Origin of the sequence: Sporolactobacillus terrae DSM 11697, assembly GCF_000648615.1 — a bacterium.
Taxonomy (GTDB): Bacteria; Bacillota; Bacilli; order Bacillales; family Sporolactobacillaceae; genus Sporolactobacillus; species Sporolactobacillus terrae.
Genome location: NZ_JFZC01000025.1, coordinates 15,272 through 40,319 on the forward strand (window position 1 = coordinate 15,272; position 25,048 = coordinate 40,319).

27 protein-coding genes and 1 riboswitch are annotated in these 25,048 nt (G+C 45.8%); of the genes, 18 read left to right on the forward strand and 9 right to left on the reverse strand.

Going from position 1 to position 25,048, the window contains the following annotated elements; translation table 11 throughout:
- Nucleotides 1–81 precede the first annotated feature (81 nt).
- Nucleotides 82–189, reverse strand: a riboswitch (SAM riboswitch).
- Nucleotides 190–362: 173 nt separating this feature from the next.
- The 6 genes from AA84_RS0103105 (at nt 363) to AA84_RS19545 (ending at nt 4,782) form a co-directional block, all read left to right on the forward strand.
- Nucleotides 363–1,316, forward strand: coding sequence for an aldo/keto reductase (locus AA84_RS0103105; RefSeq protein ID WP_028975977.1), 954 nt, complete (start codon nt 363–365; stop codon nt 1,314–1,316).
- Between the two features lie 271 nt (nt 1,317–1,587).
- Nucleotides 1,588–2,610: an N-acetylmuramoyl-L-alanine amidase gene (locus AA84_RS0103110; RefSeq protein ID WP_028975978.1), complete on the forward strand. Its 1,023-nt coding sequence runs from the start codon at nt 1,588–1,590 to the stop codon at nt 2,608–2,610.
- A gap of 226 nt (nt 2,611–2,836) precedes the next feature.
- Nucleotides 2,837–3,298, forward strand: coding sequence for a DUF3290 family protein (locus tag AA84_RS0103115; protein ID WP_028975979.1), 462 nt, complete (start codon nt 2,837–2,839; stop codon nt 3,296–3,298).
- A gap of 13 nt (nt 3,299–3,311) precedes the next feature.
- A complete protein-coding gene (locus AA84_RS16975) occupies nt 3,312–3,992 on the forward strand; it encodes a DUF421 domain-containing protein (protein ID WP_164875481.1) in 681 nt (226 codons plus the stop codon).
- 48 nt (nt 3,993–4,040) lie between these two features.
- On the forward strand, nt 4,041–4,313 hold the full coding sequence (locus AA84_RS19540) for a hypothetical protein (RefSeq protein WP_328286224.1): 273 nt from the start codon (nt 4,041–4,043) through the stop codon (nt 4,311–4,313).
- A 19-nt stretch (nt 4,314–4,332) separates the two neighbouring features.
- On the forward strand, nt 4,333–4,782 hold the full coding sequence (locus tag AA84_RS19545; protein WP_328286225.1) for a YdcF family protein: 450 nt from the start codon (nt 4,333–4,335) through the stop codon (nt 4,780–4,782).
- A 131-nt stretch (nt 4,783–4,913) separates the two neighbouring features.
- Here the strand turns inward: AA84_RS19545 and AA84_RS18545 are convergent, their stop codons facing one another.
- The 5 genes from AA84_RS18545 to AA84_RS0103150 form a co-directional block, all read right to left on the reverse strand.
- Nucleotides 4,914–5,030, reverse strand: coding sequence for a YjcZ family sporulation protein (locus tag AA84_RS18545; protein WP_010024738.1), 117 nt, complete (start codon nt 5,028–5,030; stop codon nt 4,914–4,916).
- Nucleotides 5,031–5,132: 102 nt separating this feature from the next.
- Nucleotides 5,133–5,942 (reverse strand): energy-coupling factor transporter transmembrane component T family protein, encoded by an 810-nt coding sequence (locus tag AA84_RS0103135; protein WP_028975980.1) that lies wholly within the window; start codon nt 5,940–5,942, stop codon nt 5,133–5,135.
- Nucleotides 5,939–6,802 (reverse strand): energy-coupling factor transporter ATPase, encoded by an 864-nt coding sequence (locus AA84_RS0103140; protein WP_028975981.1) that lies wholly within the window; start codon nt 6,800–6,802, stop codon nt 5,939–5,941. The genes AA84_RS0103135 and AA84_RS0103140 overlap by 4 nt, the downstream gene beginning before the upstream one ends.
- Nucleotides 6,789–7,649, reverse strand: a complete 861-nt coding sequence (locus tag AA84_RS0103145) for an energy-coupling factor transporter ATPase (RefSeq protein WP_028975982.1) — start codon at nt 7,647–7,649, stop codon at nt 6,789–6,791. Before AA84_RS0103145 ends, AA84_RS0103140 begins: the two co-directional genes overlap by 14 nt.
- Nucleotides 7,650–7,730: 81 nt before the next feature.
- A complete protein-coding gene (locus tag AA84_RS0103150; protein WP_028975983.1) occupies nt 7,731–8,309 on the reverse strand; it encodes an ECF transporter S component in 579 nt (192 codons plus the stop codon).
- A gap of 310 nt (nt 8,310–8,619) precedes the next feature.
- Here AA84_RS0103150 and AA84_RS0103155 point away from each other — a divergent pair, with 310 nt between their 5' ends.
- Both AA84_RS0103155 and AA84_RS0103160 read left to right on the forward strand, forming a co-directional pair.
- A complete protein-coding gene (locus AA84_RS0103155) occupies nt 8,620–8,889 on the forward strand; it encodes a glutaredoxin family protein (RefSeq protein WP_028975984.1) in 270 nt (89 codons plus the stop codon).
- Nucleotides 8,890–9,205: 316 nt separating this feature from the next.
- Nucleotides 9,206–9,865, forward strand: coding sequence for a VTT domain-containing protein (locus tag AA84_RS0103160; protein ID WP_028975985.1), 660 nt, complete (start codon nt 9,206–9,208; stop codon nt 9,863–9,865).
- 292 nt (nt 9,866–10,157) lie between these two features.
- On the opposite strand, the gene larD is transcribed toward AA84_RS0103160, so the two are convergent.
- Complete coding sequence (larD, locus tag AA84_RS0103165; RefSeq protein WP_028975986.1) at nt 10,158–10,874, reverse strand: D/L-lactic acid transporter LarD; 717 nt, start codon at nt 10,872–10,874, stop codon at nt 10,158–10,160.
- A gap of 307 nt (nt 10,875–11,181) precedes the next feature.
- Here larD and AA84_RS0103170 point away from each other — a divergent pair, with 307 nt between their 5' ends.
- Both AA84_RS0103170 and AA84_RS0103175 read left to right on the forward strand, forming a co-directional pair.
- Complete coding sequence (locus tag AA84_RS0103170; protein ID WP_028975987.1) at nt 11,182–11,895, forward strand: helix-turn-helix transcriptional regulator; 714 nt, start codon at nt 11,182–11,184, stop codon at nt 11,893–11,895.
- A 96-nt stretch (nt 11,896–11,991) separates the two neighbouring features.
- Complete coding sequence (locus AA84_RS0103175; protein ID WP_028975988.1) at nt 11,992–12,426, forward strand: acyl-CoA thioesterase; 435 nt, start codon at nt 11,992–11,994, stop codon at nt 12,424–12,426.
- Between the two features lie 196 nt (nt 12,427–12,622).
- Here AA84_RS0103175 and cls read toward each other — a convergent pair whose 3' ends face one another.
- Complete coding sequence (gene cls / locus AA84_RS0103180; RefSeq protein ID WP_028975989.1) at nt 12,623–14,071, reverse strand: cardiolipin synthase; 1,449 nt, start codon at nt 14,069–14,071, stop codon at nt 12,623–12,625.
- Between the two features lie 205 nt (nt 14,072–14,276).
- Here cls and AA84_RS0103185 point away from each other — a divergent pair, with 205 nt between their 5' ends.
- Nucleotides 14,277–15,389: an AI-2E family transporter gene (locus AA84_RS0103185; RefSeq protein WP_028975990.1), complete on the forward strand. Its 1,113-nt coding sequence runs from the start codon at nt 14,277–14,279 to the stop codon at nt 15,387–15,389.
- Nucleotides 15,390–15,397: 8 nt separating this feature from the next.
- Here the strand turns inward: AA84_RS0103185 and alsR are convergent, their stop codons facing one another.
- On the reverse strand, nt 15,398–16,285 hold the full coding sequence (alsR, locus tag AA84_RS0103190) for an acetoin biosynthesis transcriptional regulator AlsR (protein ID WP_028975991.1): 888 nt from the start codon (nt 16,283–16,285) through the stop codon (nt 15,398–15,400).
- A gap of 404 nt (nt 16,286–16,689) precedes the next feature.
- Between alsR and alsS the strand changes: the two genes are divergently transcribed.
- The 3 genes from alsS (at nt 16,690) to AA84_RS0103210 (ending at nt 20,009) form a co-directional block, all read left to right on the forward strand.
- On the forward strand, nt 16,690–18,384 hold the full coding sequence (alsS, locus tag AA84_RS0103195; RefSeq protein ID WP_028975992.1) for an acetolactate synthase AlsS: 1,695 nt from the start codon (nt 16,690–16,692) through the stop codon (nt 18,382–18,384).
- A 44-nt stretch (nt 18,385–18,428) separates the two neighbouring features.
- Nucleotides 18,429–19,148, forward strand: coding sequence for an acetolactate decarboxylase (gene budA / locus AA84_RS0103200; protein ID WP_081788041.1), 720 nt, complete (start codon nt 18,429–18,431; stop codon nt 19,146–19,148).
- A 582-nt stretch (nt 19,149–19,730) separates the two neighbouring features.
- Complete coding sequence (locus AA84_RS0103210; protein ID WP_028975995.1) at nt 19,731–20,009, forward strand: hypothetical protein; 279 nt, start codon at nt 19,731–19,733, stop codon at nt 20,007–20,009.
- A 188-nt stretch (nt 20,010–20,197) separates the two neighbouring features.
- On the opposite strand, the gene AA84_RS0103215 is transcribed toward AA84_RS0103210, so the two are convergent.
- Complete coding sequence (locus AA84_RS0103215) at nt 20,198–20,782, reverse strand: manganese efflux pump MntP (protein WP_028975996.1); 585 nt, start codon at nt 20,780–20,782, stop codon at nt 20,198–20,200.
- Between the two features lie 225 nt (nt 20,783–21,007).
- On the opposite strand from AA84_RS0103215, the gene AA84_RS0103220 reads away from it, so the two are divergent.
- The 4 genes from AA84_RS0103220 (at nt 21,008) to AA84_RS0103235 (ending at nt 24,931) form a co-directional block, all read left to right on the forward strand.
- Nucleotides 21,008–21,775, forward strand: a complete 768-nt coding sequence (locus AA84_RS0103220) for a class I SAM-dependent methyltransferase (RefSeq protein ID WP_160168688.1) — start codon at nt 21,008–21,010, stop codon at nt 21,773–21,775.
- A gap of 88 nt (nt 21,776–21,863) precedes the next feature.
- Nucleotides 21,864–22,655, forward strand: a complete 792-nt coding sequence (locus tag AA84_RS0103225; RefSeq protein ID WP_010026014.1) for a TIGR00266 family protein — start codon at nt 21,864–21,866, stop codon at nt 22,653–22,655.
- Nucleotides 22,656–22,774: 119 nt separating this feature from the next.
- Complete coding sequence (locus AA84_RS0103230; RefSeq protein WP_028975998.1) at nt 22,775–23,722, forward strand: hypothetical protein; 948 nt, start codon at nt 22,775–22,777, stop codon at nt 23,720–23,722.
- 60 nt (nt 23,723–23,782) lie between these two features.
- Nucleotides 23,783–24,931 (forward strand): HAD family hydrolase, encoded by a 1,149-nt coding sequence (locus AA84_RS0103235; RefSeq protein ID WP_010026017.1) that lies wholly within the window; start codon nt 23,783–23,785, stop codon nt 24,929–24,931.
- The last annotated feature ends 117 nt before the right edge of the window (nt 24,932–25,048 follow it).

Sequence of the window (25,048 nt, forward strand, 5' to 3'; positions counted from 1 at the left end):
CTAAGTGATCAACCGGGTGCTTTAGAGCAAATAAAAAAGTCTTCTTTATTTGGGAATAAGAAGACTGTGCGTTCGGGTCTCTTCTTATCCCTCCGGCGTTTTAAATGCCGGCTGGGATTAGCACCTTGTCGCAAAACGACGGTTGCTGAAGCGTCATCAGGCCAGTCCCTCGGCTTCTCTAGATAAGAATGATTGATTCATTGATTTGATTGTCTTGAAGTCTACGCTAAATCGGTTGGCTTTTCAAGCTTTTTTAGCCAATTTGCAAAAAACGATCGTCTGTTCAAAGCAGGCATAATTTTTGACAAGCAGTGCCATCCTTTTTTACGCTAAAGTTATTCTCGTATGAAGCTGGTGATTTAATGGAAAAGGTGAAAATCGGTCGAACGGAACTAACTGTAAATCCACTTGGGCTTGGAACAAATAAAATTGGTGGGTATAACTTGTTTCCCAATCTTGATGATGAGACGGGAAAGCAGGTGGTTCAAACGGCCATTGACCACGAGGTTGAAATGATTGATACCGCATTTATGTACGGGCTCGGTCATTCTGAAGAACTGATCGGTGACGTGCTGAAGAACAATGATCGTGAAAAAGTAATTTTGGCAACGAAAGGCGCGCAGCAAATTGCTGCGGATGGCGCTGTCACGTTGAGTAATAATCCTGAATTTCTGACGCAAGCAGTTGATGAAAGTCTGAAACGACTGCAGACCGATTATTTGGATATCTTTTATATCCATTTTCCAGATCAGGACACGCCGAAGGCAGAAGCGGTCGGGGCGCTTCAGCGTTTGAGAGAAGCGGGCAAGATTCGGGCAATCGGCATTTCGAATTTTAGCTTGGAACAAATTAAAGAAGCTGATGCAGACGGTTATGTTGATTTAGTCGAAAATCAATACAATTTGCTGCAGCAGGATGCGATGCGTGAAGTCGTCCCTTATCTGAAGGAGCGTGGGATTACCTTTGTGCCTTATGAACCGTTTGCTGCCGCACTTTTGACCGGACGCTACAACCCGGATAACTTGCCGCATTTTGAAGCAGGCGATCACCGTCTGACGATTGATTTGTATCAACCGGATCAATTGAAGCGAAATGTTGAAAAAGTTGAAAAGCTGAAACCGATCGCTTCGCACTATGGTGTCACAACGGCACAACTTGTTCTTGCTTGGTACATGAAGAATCCGCTGATCGGACCCGTGATTCCCGGGGCGCGTACACCGGAACAACTGCTGGCGAATGTGGCAAGTGTTTCTACAGCGCTTCGGGATGAGGATTACCAAACGATCGATCATGTCTTTGCCTCATCGAATTTGTAATCAGTTGAGCAGTCTCATGCTAATGGAGTATGATGAGAAGTGCAGTACAGGGGACGCTTGATCGCGCAATTTTATTATCTGAATGTATGAAGAACCGCAAAAGGTTAAATAAAGAATGGAGCAGCCGTTTTCGAGGGGTTTCCTCGCTGAAGCGGCTGCTTTTTCTTTGTGCGCTTCACCAGGCATGTGTGTCTTTTTCTACATAATAGGTGTTCTAACTTTCGGCATCCCTAGGATGTGCATACACATAAGAGAAGGAGGTTGTTTAATAATGGCTAAATACAGTATTCATGCCGGACATAATTCCTTTGTTCCTGGTGCTCAGGGGTTTATCAAGGAAGAAGTCGTTAATCGGCAAATCAAGAACGCGGTTATCAACGATCTTCGAGCAGCAGGTCATACGGTCTACGATGATACGGATGACCAAGCAAAAACACAAAACGAGAATCTTGCTGCAATTGTGCGCAAAATAAACAGCCACACTAATCTCAGTTTAGTCGTCTCGATCCATTTAAATGCAGGCGGTGGAACGGGGATTGAGGTTTACCAACCCGATATACGAACAAATGGGGTTGCGCAGCGTGTGCTCAATGCAGTTTGCGCGGTAACGGGATTAAAAAACCGCGGCGTCCACACGAATTCGAGTTTATATGTTCTGCGCAATACGACTGCTCCTGCGATTCTGGTTGAATGCGGCTTCGTGGATCATCAAAGCGATGCAACTTTCGTTTCTACCCATACCGATGCAATTGGTCGGGCCATTGCAGAAGGCATCTTAGGAAGCACCATCACGTCAAAAAAGTCGCGTGCGGCAAGTCCAAAAGTGGCAAGTCCGAAAAAAGAAGCTGCCCCTTCATCCGTTCAGACTGCTTCGTTGCTGCGAAGAGGCAGTCGCGGTTCAACGGTCAAAGTCGTGCAGCAGAATTTAATTCATGCCGGATACAGTGTGGGTAGTGCAGGTGCGGACGGAGTCTTCGGTGTAGCAACAGAAGCCGCTGTTCGTGCACTGCAGCGTGACTCAGGAATTACGGTGGACGGAATTGTCGGCCTGCAAACCCAAATTGCACTCAGTCAGGCGCTAAGAGGTGGTTTGGCTGTAGTTCCGTACCCGGGACACATCATCAAACGGGGAAGCCGCGGCCGTGATGTGGAAAGAATCCAACGTGCCCTGTCGCTTTCAGTAGACGGAGTCTTTGGACCTGCGACCAAGAAAGCAGTCAAAGCCTATCAGCGACGCCATAATCTTTCTGTAGATGGCATCGTAGGACCAGAAACTTGGAACACGTTGTTTTAGGCGAAGGGCAATGCAAGGCGTTATCGATGTGGGAATCGTTTGCAAAGCGTCGTATTGCTTGAAATCAATGAGTCACGTGAATCATTTGATTTATTTTGTGTGTTTCTATAAAACGGTGTCTCTGAAACTCCGACCGCCTATTTGTCGGAGTTTTTGTGGCATGCAGCATTCATGAAAAAAAGTGTTCCTAGCCATACTAGAGATGAATGAATTTTTGACAAAGAGGATGGTCGCACTGAATTTTTACAGCTATGACTACATCGAAGGTCAAACTCATACGGCAGCTTTTGTACAGTTTGGTTTTATGGCAGCGCTGCTTCTCATTATTTTTTTCTTTATTCTCCGCTTTAGAAAAAGACGGATGCCCCATAAATATACGGAGATCATTTTTTTAGCTGGGATTCTGATTATCTTGCTTGCGGGAATCCAAGTGAATGATTGGCTGAACCGTGAGCATGTACAAAATGAATACCGCGGCGTGCTCAATCAGATGCGGCAGCTGTCACGTGAGTTGGATGTTCCAGTGGATCACATTTACACCAATCATTTGAAGCCGGATGAGGTGGCTTTATTTCTGGCAGGTGATCACTTCTATCGATTGGAACGAACAGAGGGCGATCCCGATCATTATATGCTTGAGCGGATTCAGGTGATCAATGAATTCTCCGTGAAACTCATCGAAAAGTGAAGGGGGACGCAGTGTGTTTTCATACATGGACGTAGCCATTAAGTTAGTCATCGGTCTCATCTGCCTCGTCATTTTCATCAATATGTCGGGTAAAGGCAATCTAGCACCGTTATCTGCTGCCGATCAAATCCAGAATTATGTGCTTGGCGGGATCATAGGCGGGATGATCTATAACCCGGATATTACAATTATGCAATTTCTGATTGTTCTGCTCATCTGGTCAGGATTGATTATCGCGATGAGAATCTTGAAGGCGAAAAACAGTGAGGTGCGTAAGTGGATTGATGGTGACCCAATTGTCATTGTTAATAAGGGTAAAATGATCCCAAAAAATTTTAAGAAAGCCAATCTGTCGGTTACGGATTTTGCGACCATGCTGCGGATGCAGGACATTTACACAATAAAAGATGTGAGCCGGGCGCAGGTTGAACAGAACGGGCATCTCACCGTATTGAAAAAAGATAACGAACGGCTTGGTTTTATCCTTGTCGCCGAAGGTTCGATTGATTATGATATGCTTGATTTGATGGACAAGGATGAACAATGGCTGGTTGACGTGTTTCAGCATATGGGGATTGCGTCGAAGGAAGATGTCTTTTGCGCGGAATATTACAAAGGTTCGATCACCGTATATACGGACGATATGGAGAAACAAACCTCCCCTGTTGCGGTTATGCGCAAAGATCCTCTTTGAGGCAGACGAGCCGTGTTCACTAAAAATGTCTCTACGGGAGCGGTGAACGTGGCATATATCATTAAATTTATTTATGGGTTTTTATTGCCTCCAGGACTGTTTGTGACGGTGCTTGCGTTATTGAGTGTCATGCTGTTTCATAAAAAAAGCAAACTGGCGATTTTGCTTGGAGCGGTTACCTGCCTTATGTATCTTAGCTTCATTCCGCTTACTGGGATTCTTTTGGTGCACCCTCTGGAAAATCATTATCAGCCGCCGGAAAAGCCGAAGGGCGATGTCCTGGTGATGCTTGGCGGGGGGGGCGACGCTCGGAACGCCTGATTTAGGAGGGAAGGGGCAGTTGTCGGGCAATGCGGCGAATCGATTACTGACAACGTTCCGTTTGTATCAGAAAACGCATTTACCGATCATTTTAAGCGGAGGAAAGGTCTATCCGGACAGTGGACTTGAGGCTGAGATCGGTAAGCGTCAACTCACGGCACTTGGCGTACCTGCAAACAAGATTATTACGGAAACCAAGAGCATTACAACGAAAACCAATGCTGAAAATACGAAAAAAGTAATGAAAGCATATCGGTTTAAGCGGCCGATTCTGATTACATCAGCCTTTCATTTGCCGCGTGCGGTCTTACTGTTTCAGAATGAAGGTGTTCGCGTGACGCCCTACCCGACCGACTATCTTGAAAGCAGGCCTGTTGCACTTTATCCCGGTCAGTTTGTTCCTGCAAGCGGGGGTACTGCATTTACTGCGCTGAAGGAATATATCGGGATGTTCGCCTCACGCTTTTAATCCACCGAGAAAAGAGCATCCGCAGCTCGGATGCCCTTTCTCAGGAGGCTTGACATTTATTTACGCCATTCGGCACCACTCGATTTGGTGTCGGGTCGAATGAGCTGCTGCTTTTCAACGCTCAAACGGAATTAGTAGCAAAATGCTGCACCTACAATGATTAACAAGATGAACAGTACAACAAGAAGTGCGAAGCCGTTTCCTACGCCGCATCCGCAGCCGGCACCGCCTTTTACTGGTTCGCCCATCAGAACACCCCCTCATGATCGGATACTGCATTATATGTTGCAGTTACCTAGAATGGGAGGGCAAATGTACCGATTTTTTTCTGATTGTCGCTTCGTTAACGATTAAAACGGTTGCCGGATACCGTTGAAAATCAGTGTCATGGCGAATGCAGCCAAGAAAAAGATTACTGCTGCATAGTCAAGTCGCCTAAGTTTCAAAGGATGCAATTTCGTTCGGCCTTCGCCGCCATGGTAGCAACGGCATTCAATCGCATTGGTCAATTCAAACGCGCGACGGAATGCCGACATGAACAGAGGAAGGATAACCGGAAAAAAGGCGCGAATCCTATTGAGGATCGTTCCGGTACCAAACTGGGCGCCGCGCGCTTTCTGTGCCTCGATAATTCGGTCGAGCTCTTCAGCGAGCGTTGGCAGGAAGCGCAGTGTGATTGACAACGTCATCGACAACTCGTTAACCGGAAAATGAAGCCGCTTCAGGGGCGCAAGCAGTTGTTCCAATCCACTTGCCAGTGCATTGAGCGACGTGGTGTATGTAATGAGCGAGCAGCCGGCGATCAGTGTGATCAGGCGGACCAGTAAAGTAAACCCGGTAAACAAGCCTTGATCCGTGATACGGAGGAACGCATAGTGCCACAAGACATGACCGGATACATAAAAAATGTTCAGCAGCGCGGTAACGATAATCACAGGAATAATCGGTCGAACGGCTCGAAATACTTTTTGCGCGGGGACTTGGGCACATACTATATAAATCCAGAGCAGCAAAAGTAAAAAGAGTAAGCTGAGCGCGCTTTTCGTCAAAAATACTTGAATGATGAACAGAAAAGTAAGCATCAACTTTGTCCGCGGATCAAGCCGATGCATGAGTGAATGTCCGGGAATAAATTGACCGACGGTAAGATCGCGCGTCATGGACGATCCGCCTCCTTAAGAAAACAAAGCAGCTCCCGCTCCGCCTGCTCAACGGTATAGGCCGCTGTTTTAACGGAATAGCCTTTCGCTTTGAGCCCAAGCAGAACCTTAGTGCTTTGCGGAATATCCAGCCCAATCGACACAAGTTTCTCTGCTTGAGCAAAAATAGAGGCAACCGGTCCGTCCAGTGCAACGCTGCCTTGGTCGAGCACAACGACTCGATCAACAAAGTCGGCGATATCCTCCATGCTGTGCGAGACAAGCACGACTGCTGCCCCGCTTTTCCGACGATACTGATGGAGCGCATCAAAAAGGGCATGACGTCCCTCGGGGTCAAGACCTGCTGCCGGCTCATCCAGAATCAGCACTTTTGGGCGCATTGCAAGGACACCGGCGATGGCGACTCGGCGCATTTCGCCTCCAGACAGTCGGAAGGGATTGCGTTCCAAGTACGATTTGTCGAGTCCAACGCATTGCAAGGATTCACGAATGCGGGCATTAATTTCTTCTTGATCAAGTCCCATATTCCGCGGACCATAGGCGATATCCTTGCCGACCGTTTCCTCGAAGATCTGCGTTTCCGGATATTGAAAAACCAGCCCAATCTGAAAACGGATCGAACGGATTTCGTTCGGCTTTTTCCATAAATCATTGCCTTGGTACAACACTTGTCCGGAGTTGGGGCGAAGCAGTCCATTAAAATGGCGGATCAGCGTTGATTTTCCAGAACCAGTATGCCCGATCAGGCCAACGGATTCACCGGCGTCAACAGCCATGGATACATCACGAAGCGCATGCTTTTCAAAAGCAGTTCCCAGGCTATAGCAATAATTTATGTTTTTTAATTCAATAAGTGCCATAATCTTCCTCCCTGGCAGCTATTAATGCATTGATACACTGATCAACGTGGATAATCGGATTAGGTAAGCGGATTCCTTGGTGTCGCAAGCGCAGCACAAGCTCGACGACCTGAGGCACATCCAATTTCAATTGTTTGAGCAAATCAATCTGATAAAAGACGTGTTCGGGACGATCATCCATCACCACTTTTCCCTGATTCATAAGCAGAATGCGGCTTGCTTCAGCCGCTTCATCCATGTGGTGTGTAATTAAAAGGATCGTTATCCCAAATTCATAATTGAGCCGTTTGATAATGCGCATGACATCGGCACGTCCTTTTGGGTCGAGCATCGAAGTTGCCTCATCCATGACAATGCATTGCGGCCGCATAGCAAGAATGCCAGCGATGGCAATGCGCTGCTTCTGACCACCGGATAGTTTGAACGGGGAATGCCGTTTGTAAGCCAGCATATCTACTGCATCAAGCGCCCAATCCACACGTCTTTGAATCTCACTGGGCTTCATGCCGAGATTTTCCGGTGCAAAAGCAACATCTTCTTCGACCAGCGTCGAGATAAGCTGGTTATCCGGATTTTGAAAGACCATGCCGACCGTTTGGCGGATTGCATCAAGCTGCTGATGGTCCGCCGTATCCATACCTTGTATTTGAACGGAGCCGTCTGAAGGAAGCAGCAACCCGTTTAAATGCTTGGCCAATGTAGACTTCCCGCATCCGTTCGGGCCGAGAATCGCGACAAACTCGCCTTGATGGATTGAGAGATCGATCCCATTCAAAATCCATTTTTGCTTGGTTTGGTGATGCAGATATTGGAAATAAAGGTTCTGCGTTTCAATCAGCGCACTCATGTCTGCTCCTTAGGGTAGGATTTGTGAGTATACAAAAAAGTTCGGACAAAATGATTGTCCGAACTTAATCATACCATCTTTTTATCCGAGTTTGGATATCCCTTTGTTTGAATCAAAGATTGACAATCCCTTTTTGAGCGGGAAGTACAGTACGGTGACGATGATCACGGTAGATATTGCGTTAATCGCTGTTGCAGGCAGACTGGTGAAGGCTGCAACCACTGCCGGAGTAAATGCACTCCCGAGCAACAGTTTCTCAATCAAGCCATGTAAAAATTCAAGCGCAATCTTTGATACGCCGGCAACCAAAGCAAGAATAAAGAGGTTGAGCGGGCTGTCCTGATGTTTGAGCAATGTGAAGGCTCCACTGACAATTGCCGCAACAAGAAAAGCGAGAATGACGGTCACTGGAGCAGTGGATGCATAGCCATTGAGCAGATCGAACAACCCAAGTCCGATCGCCCCCGCCAAACCACCACGAAAACCGCCAAGCAGCAAGACGGAAAGCACAAGCAGCGAGTTGCCGAAATGAATAAATGGAGCGCCTACTGCTGCCGGCAGAGGAATTCTCAATGCGGAAATGCCCAAATAAGTTACTGCTGCAAACAATGCAACGAGCACGATGTCACGAACGCCAAATGATTTACTTTGCTTGCTCATAATCGACTCTCCTCTGAAAAGAATAATGAAAAACATGAGTTCAAAAAAACCCACTAGCTTACAAGGGATTAAGACTGATATTACCCTTTGCTTACGGAACTGTCAATAGAATTTCTTAAAGAACAGAAGTAACTTTTTTCGCATCATTTTCTTGCTTTGCATAATAAGGAGAGGATAGTGCGCGGATACTAGCAATAGCGGCATACTGCAGCGACGTGTCGCTTATTCTTCGCTGAGCTTCGCCGGTGAAACAGAACAGATGACAGATCGCTATACCGCAGTTTACAATTAGGGTAAAGGAGTGAATACAATGGCTGAAAAGAAGGTATTGATGATTACACAGACCGTATGTCCGTATTGCGATCGGGCGAAGATGGTCTTGAACCATGCGCTTGAAGGAAAATACAATGATCAAATCGAGCTACTTGTACGTGAGGACGACCAGGAACGTTTTGATCAACTGAAGCAAAAATACCAATTCTTGACTGTTCCAACATTTATTGATAAAAAAACAGGCAAGGTATTAAGTGATTCAAAAGAAGAAACGATTACTGCGTTCATGAAAGAGGCGATTGGCTGAGGAGCGCTCGGCAACTAAGGATGTCTCAAAAGTCTACGGACTCAAGAGGCATTCTTTTTTTCACAAATGAGAAAGTCATGATCTTGGACTTTCTCATACTGGAATAAGATGTATTTCTCCAGCAAGGCAACTCTAGCCGATGCGTTGATTTTAAGAAAATGTTCATCTAATAGAATTAAACGAAAGCGAAAATAAAAAATAGGGTTTTCTGCCGACGTTATTTTAGGTACGATGATAACAGGCAAAACCTCATAAGCAGTTGCCTATTCCATTTGCTATCCAAAGACTTTAATGATGAACATAAGGAGACGTACGGATGAATTCGTTATCATGGTTTATTGATGTCTTTCTCCATATTGATCAATTTTTAACGCAAATTGTCAATCAGTATGGCGCATGGACGTATATTATCTTATTTATCGTGATTTTTATTGAGACAGGCCTGGTTATTTGCCCGTTTCTTCCAGGTGATTCGCTGCTGTTTGCGGCTGGTGCGATTGCCGCCCATGCAGGTTCTGAATTGAATTTGGCACTGCTTCTTTGTTTAATTGCGATTGCGGCAATACTGGGCGATACATTAAACTATTGGCTGGGGCGTGAAATTGGTCAGTCCTTTGAGAAACACAATCGATTTCAGCGATTGATCAATCAAGAAAAAATGGCTAAGGCGGAGCACTTTTTTAATAAATATGGTGGATTTGCAGTCTTTCTTGGACGGTTTGCACCATTCATTCGCACGTTTATTCCTTTTATCGCTGGAGCAAGCCGGATGCATTATCCGTTCTTCCTTTTTTACAACATTATCGGCGGGGTTGTTTGGACACTTGCAGGTTTGCTGGCCGGCTTCTTCTTCGGACAAATTCCGTTCATTAAAGCACACTTTTCGTTGATGATGGTGCTGATCATCTTTGTTTCGCTTCTGCCTATGATTCTCGTGATGGTTACGAATAGGATCAAAGGAAAACGATTGGATTAAGTGTGCACCAATAAGGAAAACAAGCAATGCCTTGATGGCGTCTCAAAGTACGTGATTCCTTTGAGATGCTTTTTATATACCATAAGATTCAAATTGGATCGAAACGAGGGGAAGGGGAAAGCGCAAGAGCGCATCTTGTGGTCAACGTATGCAAGATGATTTAGGATGAGCGCGCTTGTTCGGTCGCTGCACCGGACTTTCTCATGCTGACTTTGCAGAGAAAGAGGACAAAAAAAAGCGGAAGGCATGATGCCTTTCCGCTTTTTGTTCAATGGATTTTAGTTAGTGAATCTTATAAGCCTAAGAAATAGCGTGAGAATAATGCGGCACATGCGGCACCAAAGAATGGCGCAATACCTGGTACGATGATCCCGTACTGCCAGTCGTTGTCTGCTTTTCCACCTGGAATTGGCAGAATAGCATGGGCGATACGAGGCCCCATGTCTCGAGCCAAGTTCATAGCAAATCCGGTAGGACCGCCCATACCCATACCAATGGCCCATACGAGCAAGCCGACACCGATAGGAAGTATAGCCGGAGCTTCCGTTGTGGCCGCGGCAATCGCAAGAATTGCTGTGATAAAAATAAACGTATCGATAAATTCGACAAAGAAATTACGTGGCAAGTTGCGCACGTTTGGATTTGTTGAAAAGATGTTTCGGATTTTTACTCGATCGATGTCAATGGAAGCTTTAAATTGATCATAATAAGCGATAAAAACAACAATGGAACCGAAGACACCGCCGAGCACTTCTGCGATACTGATTGGAATGACGCTGGTCCATGGAATGTTGCCAAGAATGGCTTGTGCGACAACCATCGCAGGATTGATGTTTACTGCCCCGAAGATGAACAATGAGATCGTAATTCCGAATCCCCAAGTTGTAATGGCGAAAATGTGACCGGAGTTCTGATACTTTGATGTATTGAGCACCTCACAACAGTGCACGCCGACACCGAAGATAATCATTAACGCCGTTCCCAAAAATTCCGCTATTAATTGATGCATTGATTCATTTTCCCCCTGCAATTTGTTTTAACAGAATGAGTATAGAAGGATTGCAAGGCAATGACTTTTCCATTTCTACGGTGACTATTTGCCAATTTTCGTAGTATCCGCTTTCAAAGTGCAAATTTATTGACTTCTGATCACGAAACCGACATATTTCGACAGTTGTTAACAATATTGTCACATTCACCGGTGTGATCTTTGTTATACTTCATCTAGCGAAGTTTATTTGGATATGAGCCAATAAAGCATAGGTAGCGTGACAACCAAATAGAGGAAGCAACATGACTTCAGGAGGAAACGTCTGGTGGAAGAGATTGTATTCCATTTAATGTCTTTCAGCAAGGAAAAGCACTATTACAGCACGTCACATTTTAGACTTATTATTCCGATTCATGGCTATACCCGGGTTATAACCGGATCTGGAGAAAAAAGAATTAGCAGTTCTCAATTTTGTTTGCTCCCAGCCGGTTTCGATTATTCGCTTGGTTCACTAGAATCGAATGATAATCTTGTGATTGATGTCCCTGAGGGTTATATCCATGATTACTTGAACAACAAAGTGGATGTACAAAGCGAATTAATTTGGGATACAAATTTAATCTGGCAATCGGTGACAGATTTGCTTGTGCACGAAGTCATGCAGCACAAACATGACGAAGCGGTGCTTTTGCTAAACTACTGGTTTCATAAAATGTCTGACCACCCATCAAGTGTATCGATCCGATTTATTCATGATCATTACACGGAAAAGATCGATGTGAAAATGCTAGCGGCCATGGAACACTATTCACCATCCTATTATTGTGACTGGTTTAAACGCAAGATGAAAATGACGCCGCTTGAATATATTCATTTTTTGCGTATTCACCGAGCCAAAGAACTTCTCAGTGATCCGAAATTGAGTGTGTTGACGATTTCTTATCAATTAGGCTATGAATATAATGCTTCATTTACGAAGATGTTTAAAAAATATGTGCGACGTTCTCCTTCTGAATATCGTGCAGAGACGCTTTCCTGAGTCATTTTTGTTCGTGATCTGCCCACTGTTTTGTTCGTTGTGGTACACTAATTCCCGGATAGGATTCAAAGAATCTAGGAAGCAGGGGGTATCGAGATGATCACAACAAAACTTCCGGTACGTTTTGTTGATTGTGATGCGATGGGGCATGTGAACAATGCGGTGTACTTTACGTATTTTGAAGAGGGCAAGCGCGAGATTTTCCGCTGGTTTACCCCAAGTATGGATTTGCATGACTGGAAAGTTATTGTTGCGTCGACGCATTGCGATTATATCCAAGAGATTAATTATGATGAAGAAATTACCGTTTACACGTGGATCAGTACGATCTCCCGGTCCAGCTTTGATGTTGAGCATGCGATTGCCGGCCCCGGCGGTGTCTGGCATGCGCGCGGGCGTGTAACTTTGATCGGTTATGATTACAAACAGAAGAAAGTCGTGCCGCTGACGGAAGCGATTAAAGCCATTCTGAGAAAACATCAGGATGGACCTGCAGGCGTCCCAACGCTGCGGCAGATTCGCAATGTATAAGAAAAATGGACAGACTAAAACAGCTGAGCGTTCAAAACGCTCAGCTGTTTTTCACAAGTAAAGATCGTCTATGATTTGACCTTGCTGATATGACGATTAGCGTCATATCAGCAATAATACGAAAGCGTGAGACGCCCGCTGCAAGTGAGCAATCGGAGCGCACGCAAAAATCAGCTTGGCTCTTCTTACTTCTTTATTACAGAACCGGTGAGATCAGTCGTGAAATGCTTTCCTTAAATTTAATGATGAATGGACGATTTTGGTAGTCCGACGGCGTCAATTCTCGTGAAAGACGAATATCCTTTTTAAAAATTGTCGCGAGCTGTTGTGAGGTCTCTTGATGGTATATGAATGCATTGACCTCAAAATTCAAGCCAAAACTGCGAAAATCGAGATTGGATGTCCCGACTGTGGACAACCGTTCGTCAACAATGATCGTTTTTGCGTGAAGGAACCCGTTTTGATAAAGGTATACACGTGCTCCTGCATCAAGAAGGGCGCCAACATTGGAATACGTTGCCCAATAAACAAATGGATGATCCGGTTTATTCGGGATCATGATGCGGACATCGACATGAGAAAGCGATGCAATCGAGATTGCATTGAGCAGACTTTCATCCGGAATCAGATAGGGCGTTTGAATATAGACCGTTTGTTTGGCGGATAAAATCATTTTAATAAAGGCGTTTTTGATCTGTTCCCATTTCTGATCCGGTCCGCTTGAGACAATTTGGATGCCGACTTCTCCGTATTTGGTGTGATCATCCATGGTGTAATAGGATTGAAACGGCACGCGTTCTTTTGACGCCTGGTGCCAGTCAAGCAGGAACCGTGACTGAATGCTGTTCACGGCTTCACCTACAATGCGTAGGTGCGTGTCGCGCCAAAAGCCAAATTTTTTGCTTAACCCTAAATATTCATCGCCGACATTAAAGCCACCAATATAACTGATTTTGCTATCGATGATCACCAATTTGCGGTGATTGCGGTAATTGATGCGCAAGTTAAGCAACGGCAGGCGGCCGGGAAAAAATGTATAAAATTTGCCGCCGGCCTGAGTGAGCCGATGTACCAGTTTCTTTGGCAACCGTCTGGAACCTTCATCGTCGACAAGCAAGCGAACGATAACGCCTTCTTCTGCTTTCTTTGTCAATAGATCAATCAACTGATTTCCGAGAAAATCTCCACGGAAGATGTAGTATTCGATGTGGATATGATGCTTTGCGCAGCGAATGTCGTGAAGCAGGTTCTGAAATTTGGTTTCACCATCAGTGAAAATCGAAAGTTTGTTGTTTAAAGTCAGCGGCGCTTCATCATTATTCAAATTTAAATAGATCAAACGATGGTATTCGCGAAGAATCGGCTCTGAAAACGGCGGATCCTGATTGACGATACCGAGCATTTGTTTGCTGACTAAATCCTGGGTTCGTTTATGAACGATATGATCCCACTTAAAAATTTTCCGTCTGCTCAAATTTTGACCAAAAATAAGGTAGAAGATGAATCCGATGATCGGGAGGAAATTTAGAATCATCAGCCACGCCCAGGTTGAACTGACGCTTCTTCGCTCAAGAAAAACAATTGTTATCCCAAACAGAATATTTATACCAATTAAAATGGCTAGTAAAATTGAGTAGATGCTCATTAACTCACATCCTTTTTTTACGGCGTGTATGATAATTGATTATACTCCTAATCGAACGACACAAGCCAGACTGAGAGACGGATAGCTGCTTCGGAGTGAAGCGCCCACCTCGCTTTCGTTGCCCCAAATGCCATTACCCCCTATAATAATAGTAATAAAGAAACGGAAGCGACCTCATTGAGGCTTATGTAAAGGTGTGGAAACGGTGCTGAATAAACATTCAACGATTATTTTTTGGACTTTGGAGCTGCTGGGTATTGCCTTGCTTATCTTCATCTTAACGAAAATTTCATTTATTTTTGTCCCTGTGGTGACTTTGACTACAACGTTGTTTTTTCCGATTATTGTTGCGGGTTTCTTATTCTTTCTCATAAGTCCATTTGTTGATTTGCTGCAACGGATGAAGGTGCCGAGAACACTTGGCATTTTAATCATTTATATCATCCTTACCGGGCTGGTTGCGTTGCTTGTGCTGATCGTCGGACCGCCACTTACCGACCAAATCAAATCTTTGTTCGGACAGTTGCCGGACTATATTAGCAGCTGGCGTAACAGTATTGAACATCTTGCCGACACACAGGGATTTAAATGGCTGGTTCATCAAGATTATTATTCGATTGATAAAATACAGCACAATTTAGAACAAATGCTGAAAGAGTTCTCCAATAATGCCGGCAGCGGTCTGTCCACGTTCTTCAATGTACTGGTGAATGTCACGTTAACCGTCGTCACGGTTCCATTTATTCTATTCTATATGTTGAAGGATGGGAACAGGCTGCCCCATGCGGTCACGCGATTTTTTCCGCACAAGTATCATGATGAGGTCAACCATATCTTGAGCGACTTGAACGATACGCTGTCTTCGTACATTCATGGCTTGATCATTGTTGCGTCTTTTGTCGGCGTGACCTCGAGTATCGGCTTTTCAATCATTGGCTTGCCTTACAGTCTGTTACTCGGTCTCGTTGTCGGTGTGACCAATATTATCCCTTATCTGGGACCCATTCTTGGCGCAACACCGGCGATCGTGATCGCGCTGATGGATTCGCCGGCGAAAGCATTGCTGGTACTCGCTGTGATCGTGATCGTACAGCAGCTTGACGGACATCTGATTTCGCCGCTTGTCATGGGCAAACGTTTAAACACCCATCCTTTAACGATTATTGTTCTGCTGCTGGTCTCGGGAAAATGGATTGGACCGATCGGTATGATTTTGGCCGTTCCAACTTATGCGATGATTAAAACGTTTGTCTCGCATGTGATTCGTTTAGTACGGCTGCGGCGAAAGAGCAAGGATGATACGCTGATCAAGTCCTAATAAATCAATTATTCATCGATACGAATCCGCTTTGTCAAAGAAACAAATTGTTTCAAAGCAGGATTCGTATTTTTTTTCAAATAAGCCAGCGAGAGTACTGCTGTAAGCGGGTAATTGTCAATTTGCCGGTAAACAACCTCCAGATTGAAGAGTTTCTCCGCCGATGCTGGAACAACGCCGATGCCGATACCGGCCGATACCAAGCCGACAACCATTTGATATTCGGTTGCTTCCTGGACAATGCTCGGGGTGAAGCCGACCGATTGAAACAATGACAGAAACTCATCATACAACCCAGGCCAAATGTCGCGTGAGACAAGAATGAACGGAATATCTTGCAAGTCCTCAATGTATATATGCTCTTTTTTTGCAAGCGGGTGATTTTTCGGCAGCGAGAGCGCAGCAAAACCGCGCTTGATTGGAATTGTTTCAATAAACGAACTGCTGACCGGAGGGTGCAAAAGACCGACGTCGATCCGCTCGCCAATGAGGGCGCTGACCTGATCGGGCGTTGAGAGTTCATGCAGCCGAATCGAGACGTGAGGGAATTTGCGCCGATATTCACGAATGATTTGTGGCAAAATGTCGTAGGTGGCGGAACCGACAAAACCGATGACAAGACGTCCGAATTCACCGCGATCGGCTCGCTGCGCTGTGTCAACCGCTTGGTTTACTTGTGCAATGATTTCACGTGCTTCGGGAAGAAACAGCTGACCGGCTGTTGTCAACTCAACATGACGCTTGTTCCGTTTGAAAAGCGGGACGCCGATTTCTTCTTCAAATTGCTGAATCTGTTTGCTCAGCGGCGGCTGCGTCATTTGCAGACGAGCAGCGGCTCGTCCGAAATGAAGTTCTTCAGCAACTGCTATAAAATATAAAAAATGGCGAAGTTCCATGTTATCACTCCTTGGAAAAAAGATATGTGTGCTTTTGTTTTAATTATAGAAACGATTTGACTTCGGCAAATGAAAAGGTCATGGACAAGAGGCAAAAGAGCAAGTCGCTAGGAGACTTGTGCCCGCGGCAAGCAGCAGCTGAAGTGTCGTTCAAGCATAGATGAATCAACGTCGCTAGCGGAGTAACCGTGACCCAGCTGTCTTCCTTTTGAGCCCTTTAATTATTAATATACACTGAGTATTACATGATGTTCAATAATATATTTCACATTAGAAAAACGGCGCGGTAGAATGATGTTAGTCATAGATAAAGTTTCTGAAATATGCTCGGTCAAACTACCGTTTGCTTCGATAAAGCAGATCGGCAAGACACCACGGCTTATTCATAAACAATGGAGGGAAAAATGGTGAGCGATTTGGAAAAAACAGAAAAAAAGCAGGAATTGGCAACCGGTGCTGAATTGGTCGTTGACTGTTTAATTAAGCAAGGTGTGAAATACATTTTTGGCATCCCAGGGGCAAAAATTGATGCCGTTTTTGATGTGCTTAAGGACCGCGGACCGGAATTAATCGTGTGCCGCCATGAACAAAATGCAGCATTTATGGCTGCGGCAATCGGACGGCTTACCTGCAAACCAGGGGTATGCATCGTTACATCGGGACCAGGAGCATCTAACTTGGCAACGGGAGTTGTTACCGCTAACGTGGAGAACGATCCGATGGTGGCTCTTGTCGGAGCTGTGCCAAGGGCAGATCGCCTGAAGCGGACCCATCAATCGATGGACAATGCAGGGCTTTTTCAACCGATTTCTAAGTTTAGTGCTGAAGTCGTCGACCCGAAGAATGTTCCAGAAGTTGTGACGAATGCCTTCCGTGCTGCTGAATCAACGTCGGCCGGCGCAAGCGTGGTCAGCTTCCCACAAGATGTTCTGGTATCAAAAACGACGGTAAATGCACTTGGACCGCTTGAGAGCCCGATACTTGGTACAGCATCAGAGGATGCGATCGACAAGGCCGTAGAAGCCATTAAACACGCAAAGATGCCTGTGATTTTGGCTGGTATGCGTGCGAATCGTTTCTCGGTTGTTTCAGCTGTCCGTGCACTGCTGAGAAAAATCTCGTTTCCGGTTGTGGAAACGTTCCAAGCTGCCGGATTAATTCCGCGCGATTTGGAAGAGAACTTCTATGGACGTATCGGTTTATTCCGCAACCAGCCGGGCGACTTGGTGCTTGAAAAAGCGGATGTGGTACTTACCATCGGTTATGATGCAGTAGAGTATGATCCGAAATTCTGGAACAATGTTGGTGCGCGGAAAATTATTCATCTCGATGAAGTGCGTGCCGATATCGATCATTACTATCAGCCGGATCTTGAACTGGTTGGTGATATTCCGTCAACGGTTAAGCGAATCACAGAAAAGTTGACGCATTTAAATATTACTGAAGAAAATCTTGACTATCTAGCAAAAATGCGGCACAGATTGGATATCCGCGATGAACCGCCGAAGAAGGTCAATGGCAACCGTGTTCACCCGCTTAGTCTGATCCATACCTTGCGCAGCTTGATCCGCGATGATACAACCGTGACCTGTGATGTCGGTTCTCACTACATCTGGATGGCACGCCACTTCCGTTCTTATGAACCGAAGACGCTGCTCTTCAGCAATGGCATGCAGACGTTAGGTGTCGCATTTCCGTGGGCAATGGCTGCCTCGCTTGTAAACGATCACCAAAAAACAATCTCAATGTCCGGCGACGGCGGATTCTTATTCTCAGCAATGGAACTGGAAACAGCAGTTCGTCTGAAGCTTCCGGTTGTTCATATTGTATGGCGCGACGGGACATATGACATGGTTGCGTTCCAGCAGCAGATGAAATACAAACGTACTTCTGGTGTTGATTTTGGCCCGATCGATGTGGTGAAGTATGCGGAGGCTTTCGGTGCAAAGGGGCTGCGTGTCAACAAGCCGGAAGAACTGGAAGCGGTGCTTAAGGAAGGGCTCGCGTACAATGACGGTCCGGTAATTATTGACGTACCTGTTGATTACAGTGACAATGTGGCTCTAGGCAAGAGCTTGATTCCGAACCAGTTGAACTGATTGAATTTAAACGGAGACAAATAATGAAATGAGGGATGCGCGCGATGACACAAACAGTAGACAATGGGCAGTTGTTTCAACTTTCAACAATGTCGTCACTGCTCGACGGCGTTTTTGAAGGGGCAATGAGCTATGATGAAATTAAAGCATTTGGTGATTTTGGTATTGGAACGTTTGAACATCTTGATGGCGAAATGATCGCTTTTGATGGCGAATTTTACCGACTGCGCGGTGACGGCACGGCAACACCGCTGAAAAGTGAAGACAAAACACCGTTCTGCTCGCTTACCTACTTTAAACCAGCAGTAACGAAGACCTTTGAACATCCGCTTAATAAATCAGCTTTTGAAGCAGAAATGAAAAAATTGATGAAAAGCGAAAATTTATTTTATGCTTTCCGGATCGACGGTGTTTTCAAAGAGGTCAGTACACGCACCGTTTCCTATCAGGAAAAACCGATTCCGATGACAGAAGCGGTGAAAACGCAGCCGGTATTTCATTTTAAGAATGTGAAGGGCACTGTACTTGGATTCTGGTCACCGGCATTCACGCAAGGAATTGCCGTTTCAGGATTTCACCTTCATTTTATCGATGAAGAGCGAAAAGGCGGCGGTCATGTGTTTGACTACGAACTGGATCATGGAACACTGAAGGTAGATCAAAAAACACACATGAGCCTTTATACGCCTGAGACGAAAGGTTTCTTAAACGCAAATCTTTCCCGTGAGGATTTGGAAAAAGAAATCAAAGTGACCGAAGGCTGATCTGCCTAGGTTCCTGTTCAAAAGGGCAGCACGAATCGAATTAAAAGTGCATCGAAAATCCGGAAGGCATGCCTTCCGGATTTTTGTCACAAGTTATGCTTTTATTTTGTGGAACGACGATTCGTGTCATTAAAAAAGGAACCTGTGCTAATTGTAAAGGAACTTTCGCTAAGTACGCATATGTCCTATATGCAACGCGAACGTCATCACATCCTGTGAAAATACGTCCTGCGCCAACGTAGAAGTCAGCGCATCCTGCGGAAGTCACGAAAGCGCTTCGGCGTCTGCGGAGCGTTCCCGTTGATCGCGAGCCAAAGGAGACCCCGCAGGAAAACTGCGCGTCCGAGGAGACTTCCGCATCGCCCGCGGCAAGCGAGCAGCTGTAGTGGCGCACAGGCACAAGACCGATGGCCAAGGCCAAGGTGTAGCCTAATTTTTCTTACAGAATCAGCGATTCATCCGCAACCAAATGATCCACACGAAAACGTCTCATGTCGCGCCGTTTGTGATGAATCTTGAAACAAGCCGCTGCATAGAATAGATCGAAACCAAGACTGGCAGAATTGAAAGCAGGTGGAACGGTTGGTTCAATTGATTATGACGCAAATGATTTTTGGGCTTGTTGCCATTATGGTGGGGCTGGTTATCGTCAAATTTTTCTTTCGATCCGATGATCTGCTGCTGCTGCCGTCCGCATTCGCGTTGGCTTTATTCTATACCGCCTTCATTGAAAAGAGAATATGGTTAAGCGAAGGTGCGTGGGCAGCCATGATCTACGGATTATCCGCCTTTGGATTGTATATGCTGGTTAAGCGACTTGCAAAATTATATCGTAGTGTAAGGGAAGGGCCGTTCCATTGACGAAACCGTTTTAATTGTTTTTGTGCTTAATATAACGCGTTTTTGTATCAGCAAGAAACTATATGTTCAGCAAATCACAGATTGGTGAACCCAATGCGCGGGTGTGAGGGTTCTACAGAGCACCGTGGTAATCGCAGAGAAGCATTCTGGACGGCCTGCCCGCGACCGTATTGTCCGTATTGTACGGCTTACATTGACACGAAAATGGTGTAAATACCGATACAGATTAATAAGATCGATGCCGCATATTCGGACAGCGCACCGATCCGTGTCCGCAATTTTTTTAACCCGAATCGCTGCCCCGCCTCAATCGAGAGAAAGGACAAAACGGCAACCGACAGAGCAACCGCTGCCGGACTAAGACCGCCGATGCCCGCACCGAATGCGGTACCCATTGCATTAAACGATAAAGCGAAACTCAGCCAAATCGTTTCATTAAATGAAATCAAATTATTTTGGTCGCGATCGATTTGTTCTGCCTGTGGAATAGTTCGTGATGGTTTGGCTTTCTGCCTGATCCCGCTAATCAGTGACCAGACGCCAATCCCGAGAATGATTAACCCGCTAATCAAATTGGCCATAAATTCAGGAAAGACAAACCCGAGTGCCGCACCGGCAAACAAGGTTATGAGTGAAGCCGTCAAAGCGACTGCAGCCATGAAGAGATTAGCGGAAAACGTAATTTTCTTTCCTTTAATTCCATAGGTCAGGCCCACTGCAAAGTTGTCAATACTCGCAGCGATGCCAATTAAGAGAATCATCATCCAGTGCATCGCTTCATCCCCTTAAATTGGTTTTGCATGTGCTGCGCCTTTTCTCTCTTGAAGTCATGAAAAACGCCCGTTCCGAAGGTATCTTATGTTAAAATAATAAAGGTGTTCATCGCTTTGAAATGAGAGCGAGTGCATCTTCTGATTGGAAAAAAATTTTCTTTCCATACGAATGTATGTATGAGAATCGAATCGCATGAGAAAACAGGTGATAAGGTGAAAGAGATTATGCAAACACATGGCCTGTATGACGGAGCAGCCTACTATTATCTGAAATACCGTGGTCAATACAGTGACCGATTAATCGATACGTTAGCGAATAAGTGCCACTTGAATGGTGAAGGCCGGCTGCTTGATCTTGGCTGTGGGACAGGAAAATTGACTTTTCCTCTCGCACAGTACTTTGAAGAAACGGTTGGGATTGATGTCAGTTCAGACATGTTGAAATCTGCTCAAAGTCAGTGCGAACTGCTCAACATAAAAAAGATGAAGTGGATGAAAATGCCTTCGGAAAAAATTAGCCCCGCACTCGGCAGCTTCCGTATGATTACAGCTGGTGATGCTTTTCATTGGATGGATCGCGAACATGTGCTGAAATTGAGCTATGATCTTCTTGAAGAAGGCGGCGCACTCGCTCTGGTCGGACAGGGGCATATCCTTGGTGACCGTTCATTAGAGTGGCAGAAGGCAGTGCAGCACGTTGTTGACAAGTGGTTTCCGAACCGCAATCGACGCATCAACGCGGTTCGCCATGAACACATCGTTGCTCAATCTTCGTTTCATTCCTTATTGACCGGACAGATCCACTCGGAACGTGAGCGCGATATACCTTCCATCATCGGCTATCTTTATTCCACATCAACGTGTCGGAAAACTCAACTTGGCAAAGAAGCGCCACAATTTGAAAAGGAAATCTATGATGTATTGAAAACAATTGATTCATCGGGCGTTTTTAGGGAACCCGTAACCGACTACTATATCATCGCTTATAAATAAGCCTTTGCAGTTTCTTCTTTCGATCTGGCAGAGTCGATCAGAATTCATCACTGTATCAATCATTGTAATAAGGAAGGCGGACAATCCAATGAATAATCACGATATTGACTATAAAATTGAAGGTCAAGAGATGCAGTTTGTTGAAATTGAGCTTGATTCAAGTGAAACAGTCATTGCCGAAGCCGGCAGTTTTATGATGATGGAAGACGGGATTACGATGGAAACGATTTTCGGCGATGGCGCCGAGCAAGGCGGTGTCATGGGAAAATTATTCAGCGCCGGGAAACGGATGCTGACTGGTGAGAGTTTGTTCATGACCGCATTCACCAATGAAGGAGGAGGAAAACGGCATGTATCGTTTGCCTCTCCTTATCCGGGAAAAATTATTCCGCTTGACTTGAGCCTATACAGCGGCCGGATGATTTGCCAAAAGGATGCATTCCTTTGTGCAGCAAAAGGTGTTTCTGTCGGTATCGCCTTTCAGAAACGGTTGGGTGCTGGCTTTTTCGGTGGTGAGGGGTTCATTATGCAGAAGCTTGAAGGAGACGGAATGGCCTTTGTTCATGCCGGTGGTATGGTGAAAGAATTGACCCTTGCTCCTGGAGAAACGCTTAAGGTCGATACCGGATGCCTCGTCGCCATGACTCGCGATGTTGATTATGACATCACGTTTGTGCGCGGCATCAAGACAGCCCTGTTCGGAGGCGAAGGCCTTTTCTTTGCGAGTTTGCGGGGACCGGGCAAAGTGCTCGTTCAATCGCTTCCTTTCAGCCGCCTGGCGAGCCGCGTGTTCAGTGCGATGCCGGGTAATCCTGCAGGCAGAAGCAAGGATGAAGGAAGCCTTGGCGGCGGCATTTGGAATCTGTTTAACGGCGACTGACGCCGATTCGATGAGCAGTGCCGCTGACTATAGGGCGGTGATGAATGAGCAGTCTGCTCGGCTTTTTTTCACAGATTCGCTACACTAGAGGAAGATCTCAATAGACGGAGTGGTTTCATGTGACAGAAACAAACGGACAAACATCCGGCAAGCGCAGTGTCCATTGGGTTTTCTGGCTGCTGCTTGCAAAGATCATCTTCATCCTTCTGCTCGCGGGAATAACTTTATGGATTATTTATGCCGTTCACGAAGCAAATTCTGGCGGAACGAGCAGCGTTCGCTTTTCGCATCTGCTCGGTGCCGGATACAGCAGTGATGGAGAGACTTTATGGCTTGCTACAGCAGACAAGCAGCTGGTCACCTATAAGGACGGCCAATGGCAGACGCATAAATTAAAAGGCGGTGAAAAACCCGCTCAATATTGGCCGATACATACCGGCTTGCTACAACTGAATGAGTCGGGGATGCTCGAATGGAAGAGATTGGATCAAGCGACCATGCAGCGGCACAAGCTGGACAAGCAAAGTGGATTGATGACGATTGGTTATGCAACCGGGCGGATTTATCAACTTCAAAAGAAGACTGGGGAAGTTTTCGTTCTACGCTGGTCGGATGACCAGGGACGGTCCTGGCAGCCGGGCGGCAGTATTCGGATTACGGGAAACGTCTCATTTCTGACTGCGTCCCCAATTGATAAAAATCAGGTTGCGATTGGAACTTCCAAAGGATTGTACCTCAGCAATGATCAAGGTGCGCATTTTGAACACTTTTTAAAAGGACAGTTGGTGACGAGTGCTGCCTATAGCTTTGATCAAAAAGCCTCTCTATTCGCAGCTGTTTCCGGAAAAGAATCGATGCTTTATCAAATTGTACCGAAACAGCAGAAAACGATTCAATTAGATACTGGAACAGTTGAACGAGATCGTCTAATAAAAATTGTGCAAAATCCGCGACACCAAGGACAAGCCGTCCTTTTTACCCAGCGCGGCGATCTGTATCAAACGAATAATGGCGGCCAAAACTGGACATTTATTGCACAAAAAGGACGCGGTTTGGACAGCAAGTGAATGCGGACAACCGCTTTACTATGGTAAACTGATAAAAAGAGCGAGAGGATCGGTGAAAAAATGATTCAAACGGTTTTATTCGATGTTGACGGTGTTTTTCTAAGCGAGGAACGTTATTTCGATGCATCAGCATTAACAGTGCGAGAATTGCTGATGAGCAGTCACTATTTAGGATTGGGCGGCGAACAGCCTTTTCAAACCGAATACAGTGATCAGGAAATTGCTGCGATACGATCAAAAGTATTCTTGAATGACGATGTTCTAAACTTTTTGAAGTCACGCGGAATGAATGCGAATTGGGATATGATCTACATCACCACATCGGTTCAATTAATTCATCTTGCAGCGCAGCTTCCGGATGAGGCGCGCGATCAAGCGGTGCGGTTGTTAACCGAACCAATCGACCACAAGACACTGGCAGCCTTTCGGAGTTTGTTCCGTAAGTATCCGGTAAAACCGGATTTTCATCGATTCATGGTTGATTATAAAGAGACAAAAGCAGAGAAACAAGAACTGATTTTTTATTTAAATGAACTTGTTGCCAAACGTTTCGGTGTTAAAACCGATGTGTTCAAACCTAAGAGCGCCTTCTGGCATATTGGCGAGCATGCGTCGCAAGAATGGTACATTGGTGATGAGAATGTTCTGGGCGCGACCGGAACGCCATCGGTTCAGACGGGTAAGAAAGGGTTCATGAATGAGGAAGTGACGCTTGCGGATCCTGCATTTATTCGCACGATGTTTCACGCTTTTCGCGAGCAGGGGATCAACGTAGGTATTGCTACCGGACGCCCTCGGCTTGAAACGTTTAAACCGTTTACCTACTTGAATTGGATCGGTGAACTGGATCAGAATCATATCGCTACGGCTGATGACGTGCTGGATGCTGAGAAGAAATTTGATGCAGCACCACTCGCCAAGCCGCATCCATTTACTTACCTTGCCTCCTATTACGGTAAGGACAGTGATCTGAAAAAATGGACCGCGCGCACGCCTGAGCCTCTCCCGAACGGTGATGCGGTGATGATCGTTGGTGACTCGCTTGCCGACCTGCTCTGTGCGAAGCAGCTTGGCTGCCGTTTTGCCGGTGTCCTGACCGGACTTTCCGGTCAGGCGGCACGCAGCGAGTTGGAGACGCATGGTGCTGATTTTATTCTTGATTCAGTAGCGGATGTAAAGGATCTGGTTCTTGGTCTCTTGGAAAAATAAGAGAAAGCAGGAACAAGCGGGCTGCGGCTCGCCTTTATTTTTTAATCAAAAATGCAAAGTAAAACGCAGTGCCTGGACAAGTTAAAAAACGTTGCCCGGGAGAAGGGGGCAGGCGGC

Coding starts and splice junctions, on each gene's coding strand:
- AA84_RS0103105 (WP_028975977.1), top strand. CDS start 363: ATGGAAAAGGTGAAAATCGGTCGAACGGAACTAACTGTAAATCCACTT.
- AA84_RS0103110 (WP_028975978.1), top strand. CDS start 1,588: ATGGCTAAATACAGTATTCATGCCGGACATAATTCCTTTGTTCCTGGT.
- AA84_RS0103115 (WP_028975979.1), top strand. CDS start 2,837: ATGGTCGCACTGAATTTTTACAGCTATGACTACATCGAAGGTCAAACT.
- AA84_RS18545 (WP_010024738.1), bottom strand. CDS start 5,030: ATGGGCGAACCAGTAAAAGGCGGTGCCGGCTGCGGATGCGGCGTAGGA.
- AA84_RS0103135 (WP_028975980.1), bottom strand. CDS start 5,942: ATGACGCGCGATCTTACCGTCGGTCAATTTATTCCCGGACATTCACTC.
- AA84_RS0103140 (WP_028975981.1), bottom strand. CDS start 6,802: ATGGCACTTATTGAATTAAAAAACATAAATTATTGCTATAGCCTGGGA.
- AA84_RS0103145 (WP_028975982.1), bottom strand. CDS start 7,649: ATGAGTGCGCTGATTGAAACGCAGAACCTTTATTTCCAATATCTGCAT.
- AA84_RS0103150 (WP_028975983.1), bottom strand. CDS start 8,309: ATGAGCAAGCAAAGTAAATCATTTGGCGTTCGTGACATCGTGCTCGTT.
- AA84_RS0103155 (WP_028975984.1), top strand. CDS start 8,620: ATGGCTGAAAAGAAGGTATTGATGATTACACAGACCGTATGTCCGTAT.
- AA84_RS0103160 (WP_028975985.1), top strand. CDS start 9,206: ATGAATTCGTTATCATGGTTTATTGATGTCTTTCTCCATATTGATCAA.
- larD (WP_028975986.1), bottom strand. CDS start 10,874: ATGCATCAATTAATAGCGGAATTTTTGGGAACGGCGTTAATGATTATC.
- AA84_RS0103175 (WP_028975988.1), top strand. CDS start 11,992: ATGATCACAACAAAACTTCCGGTACGTTTTGTTGATTGTGATGCGATG.
- cls (WP_028975989.1), bottom strand. CDS start 14,071: ATGAGCATCTACTCAATTTTACTAGCCATTTTAATTGGTATAAATATT.
- alsR (WP_028975991.1), bottom strand. CDS start 16,285: ATGGAACTTCGCCATTTTTTATATTTTATAGCAGTTGCTGAAGAACTT.
- alsS (WP_028975992.1), top strand. CDS start 16,690: ATGGTGAGCGATTTGGAAAAAACAGAAAAAAAGCAGGAATTGGCAACC.
- budA (WP_081788041.1), top strand. CDS start 18,429: ATGACACAAACAGTAGACAATGGGCAGTTGTTTCAACTTTCAACAATG.
- AA84_RS0103215 (WP_028975996.1), bottom strand. CDS start 20,782: ATGCACTGGATGATGATTCTCTTAATTGGCATCGCTGCGAGTATTGAC.
- AA84_RS0103220 (WP_160168688.1), top strand. CDS start 21,008: ATGCAAACACATGGCCTGTATGACGGAGCAGCCTACTATTATCTGAAA.
- AA84_RS0103225 (WP_010026014.1), top strand. CDS start 21,864: ATGAATAATCACGATATTGACTATAAAATTGAAGGTCAAGAGATGCAG.
- AA84_RS0103235 (WP_010026017.1), top strand. CDS start 23,783: ATGATTCAAACGGTTTTATTCGATGTTGACGGTGTTTTTCTAAGCGAG.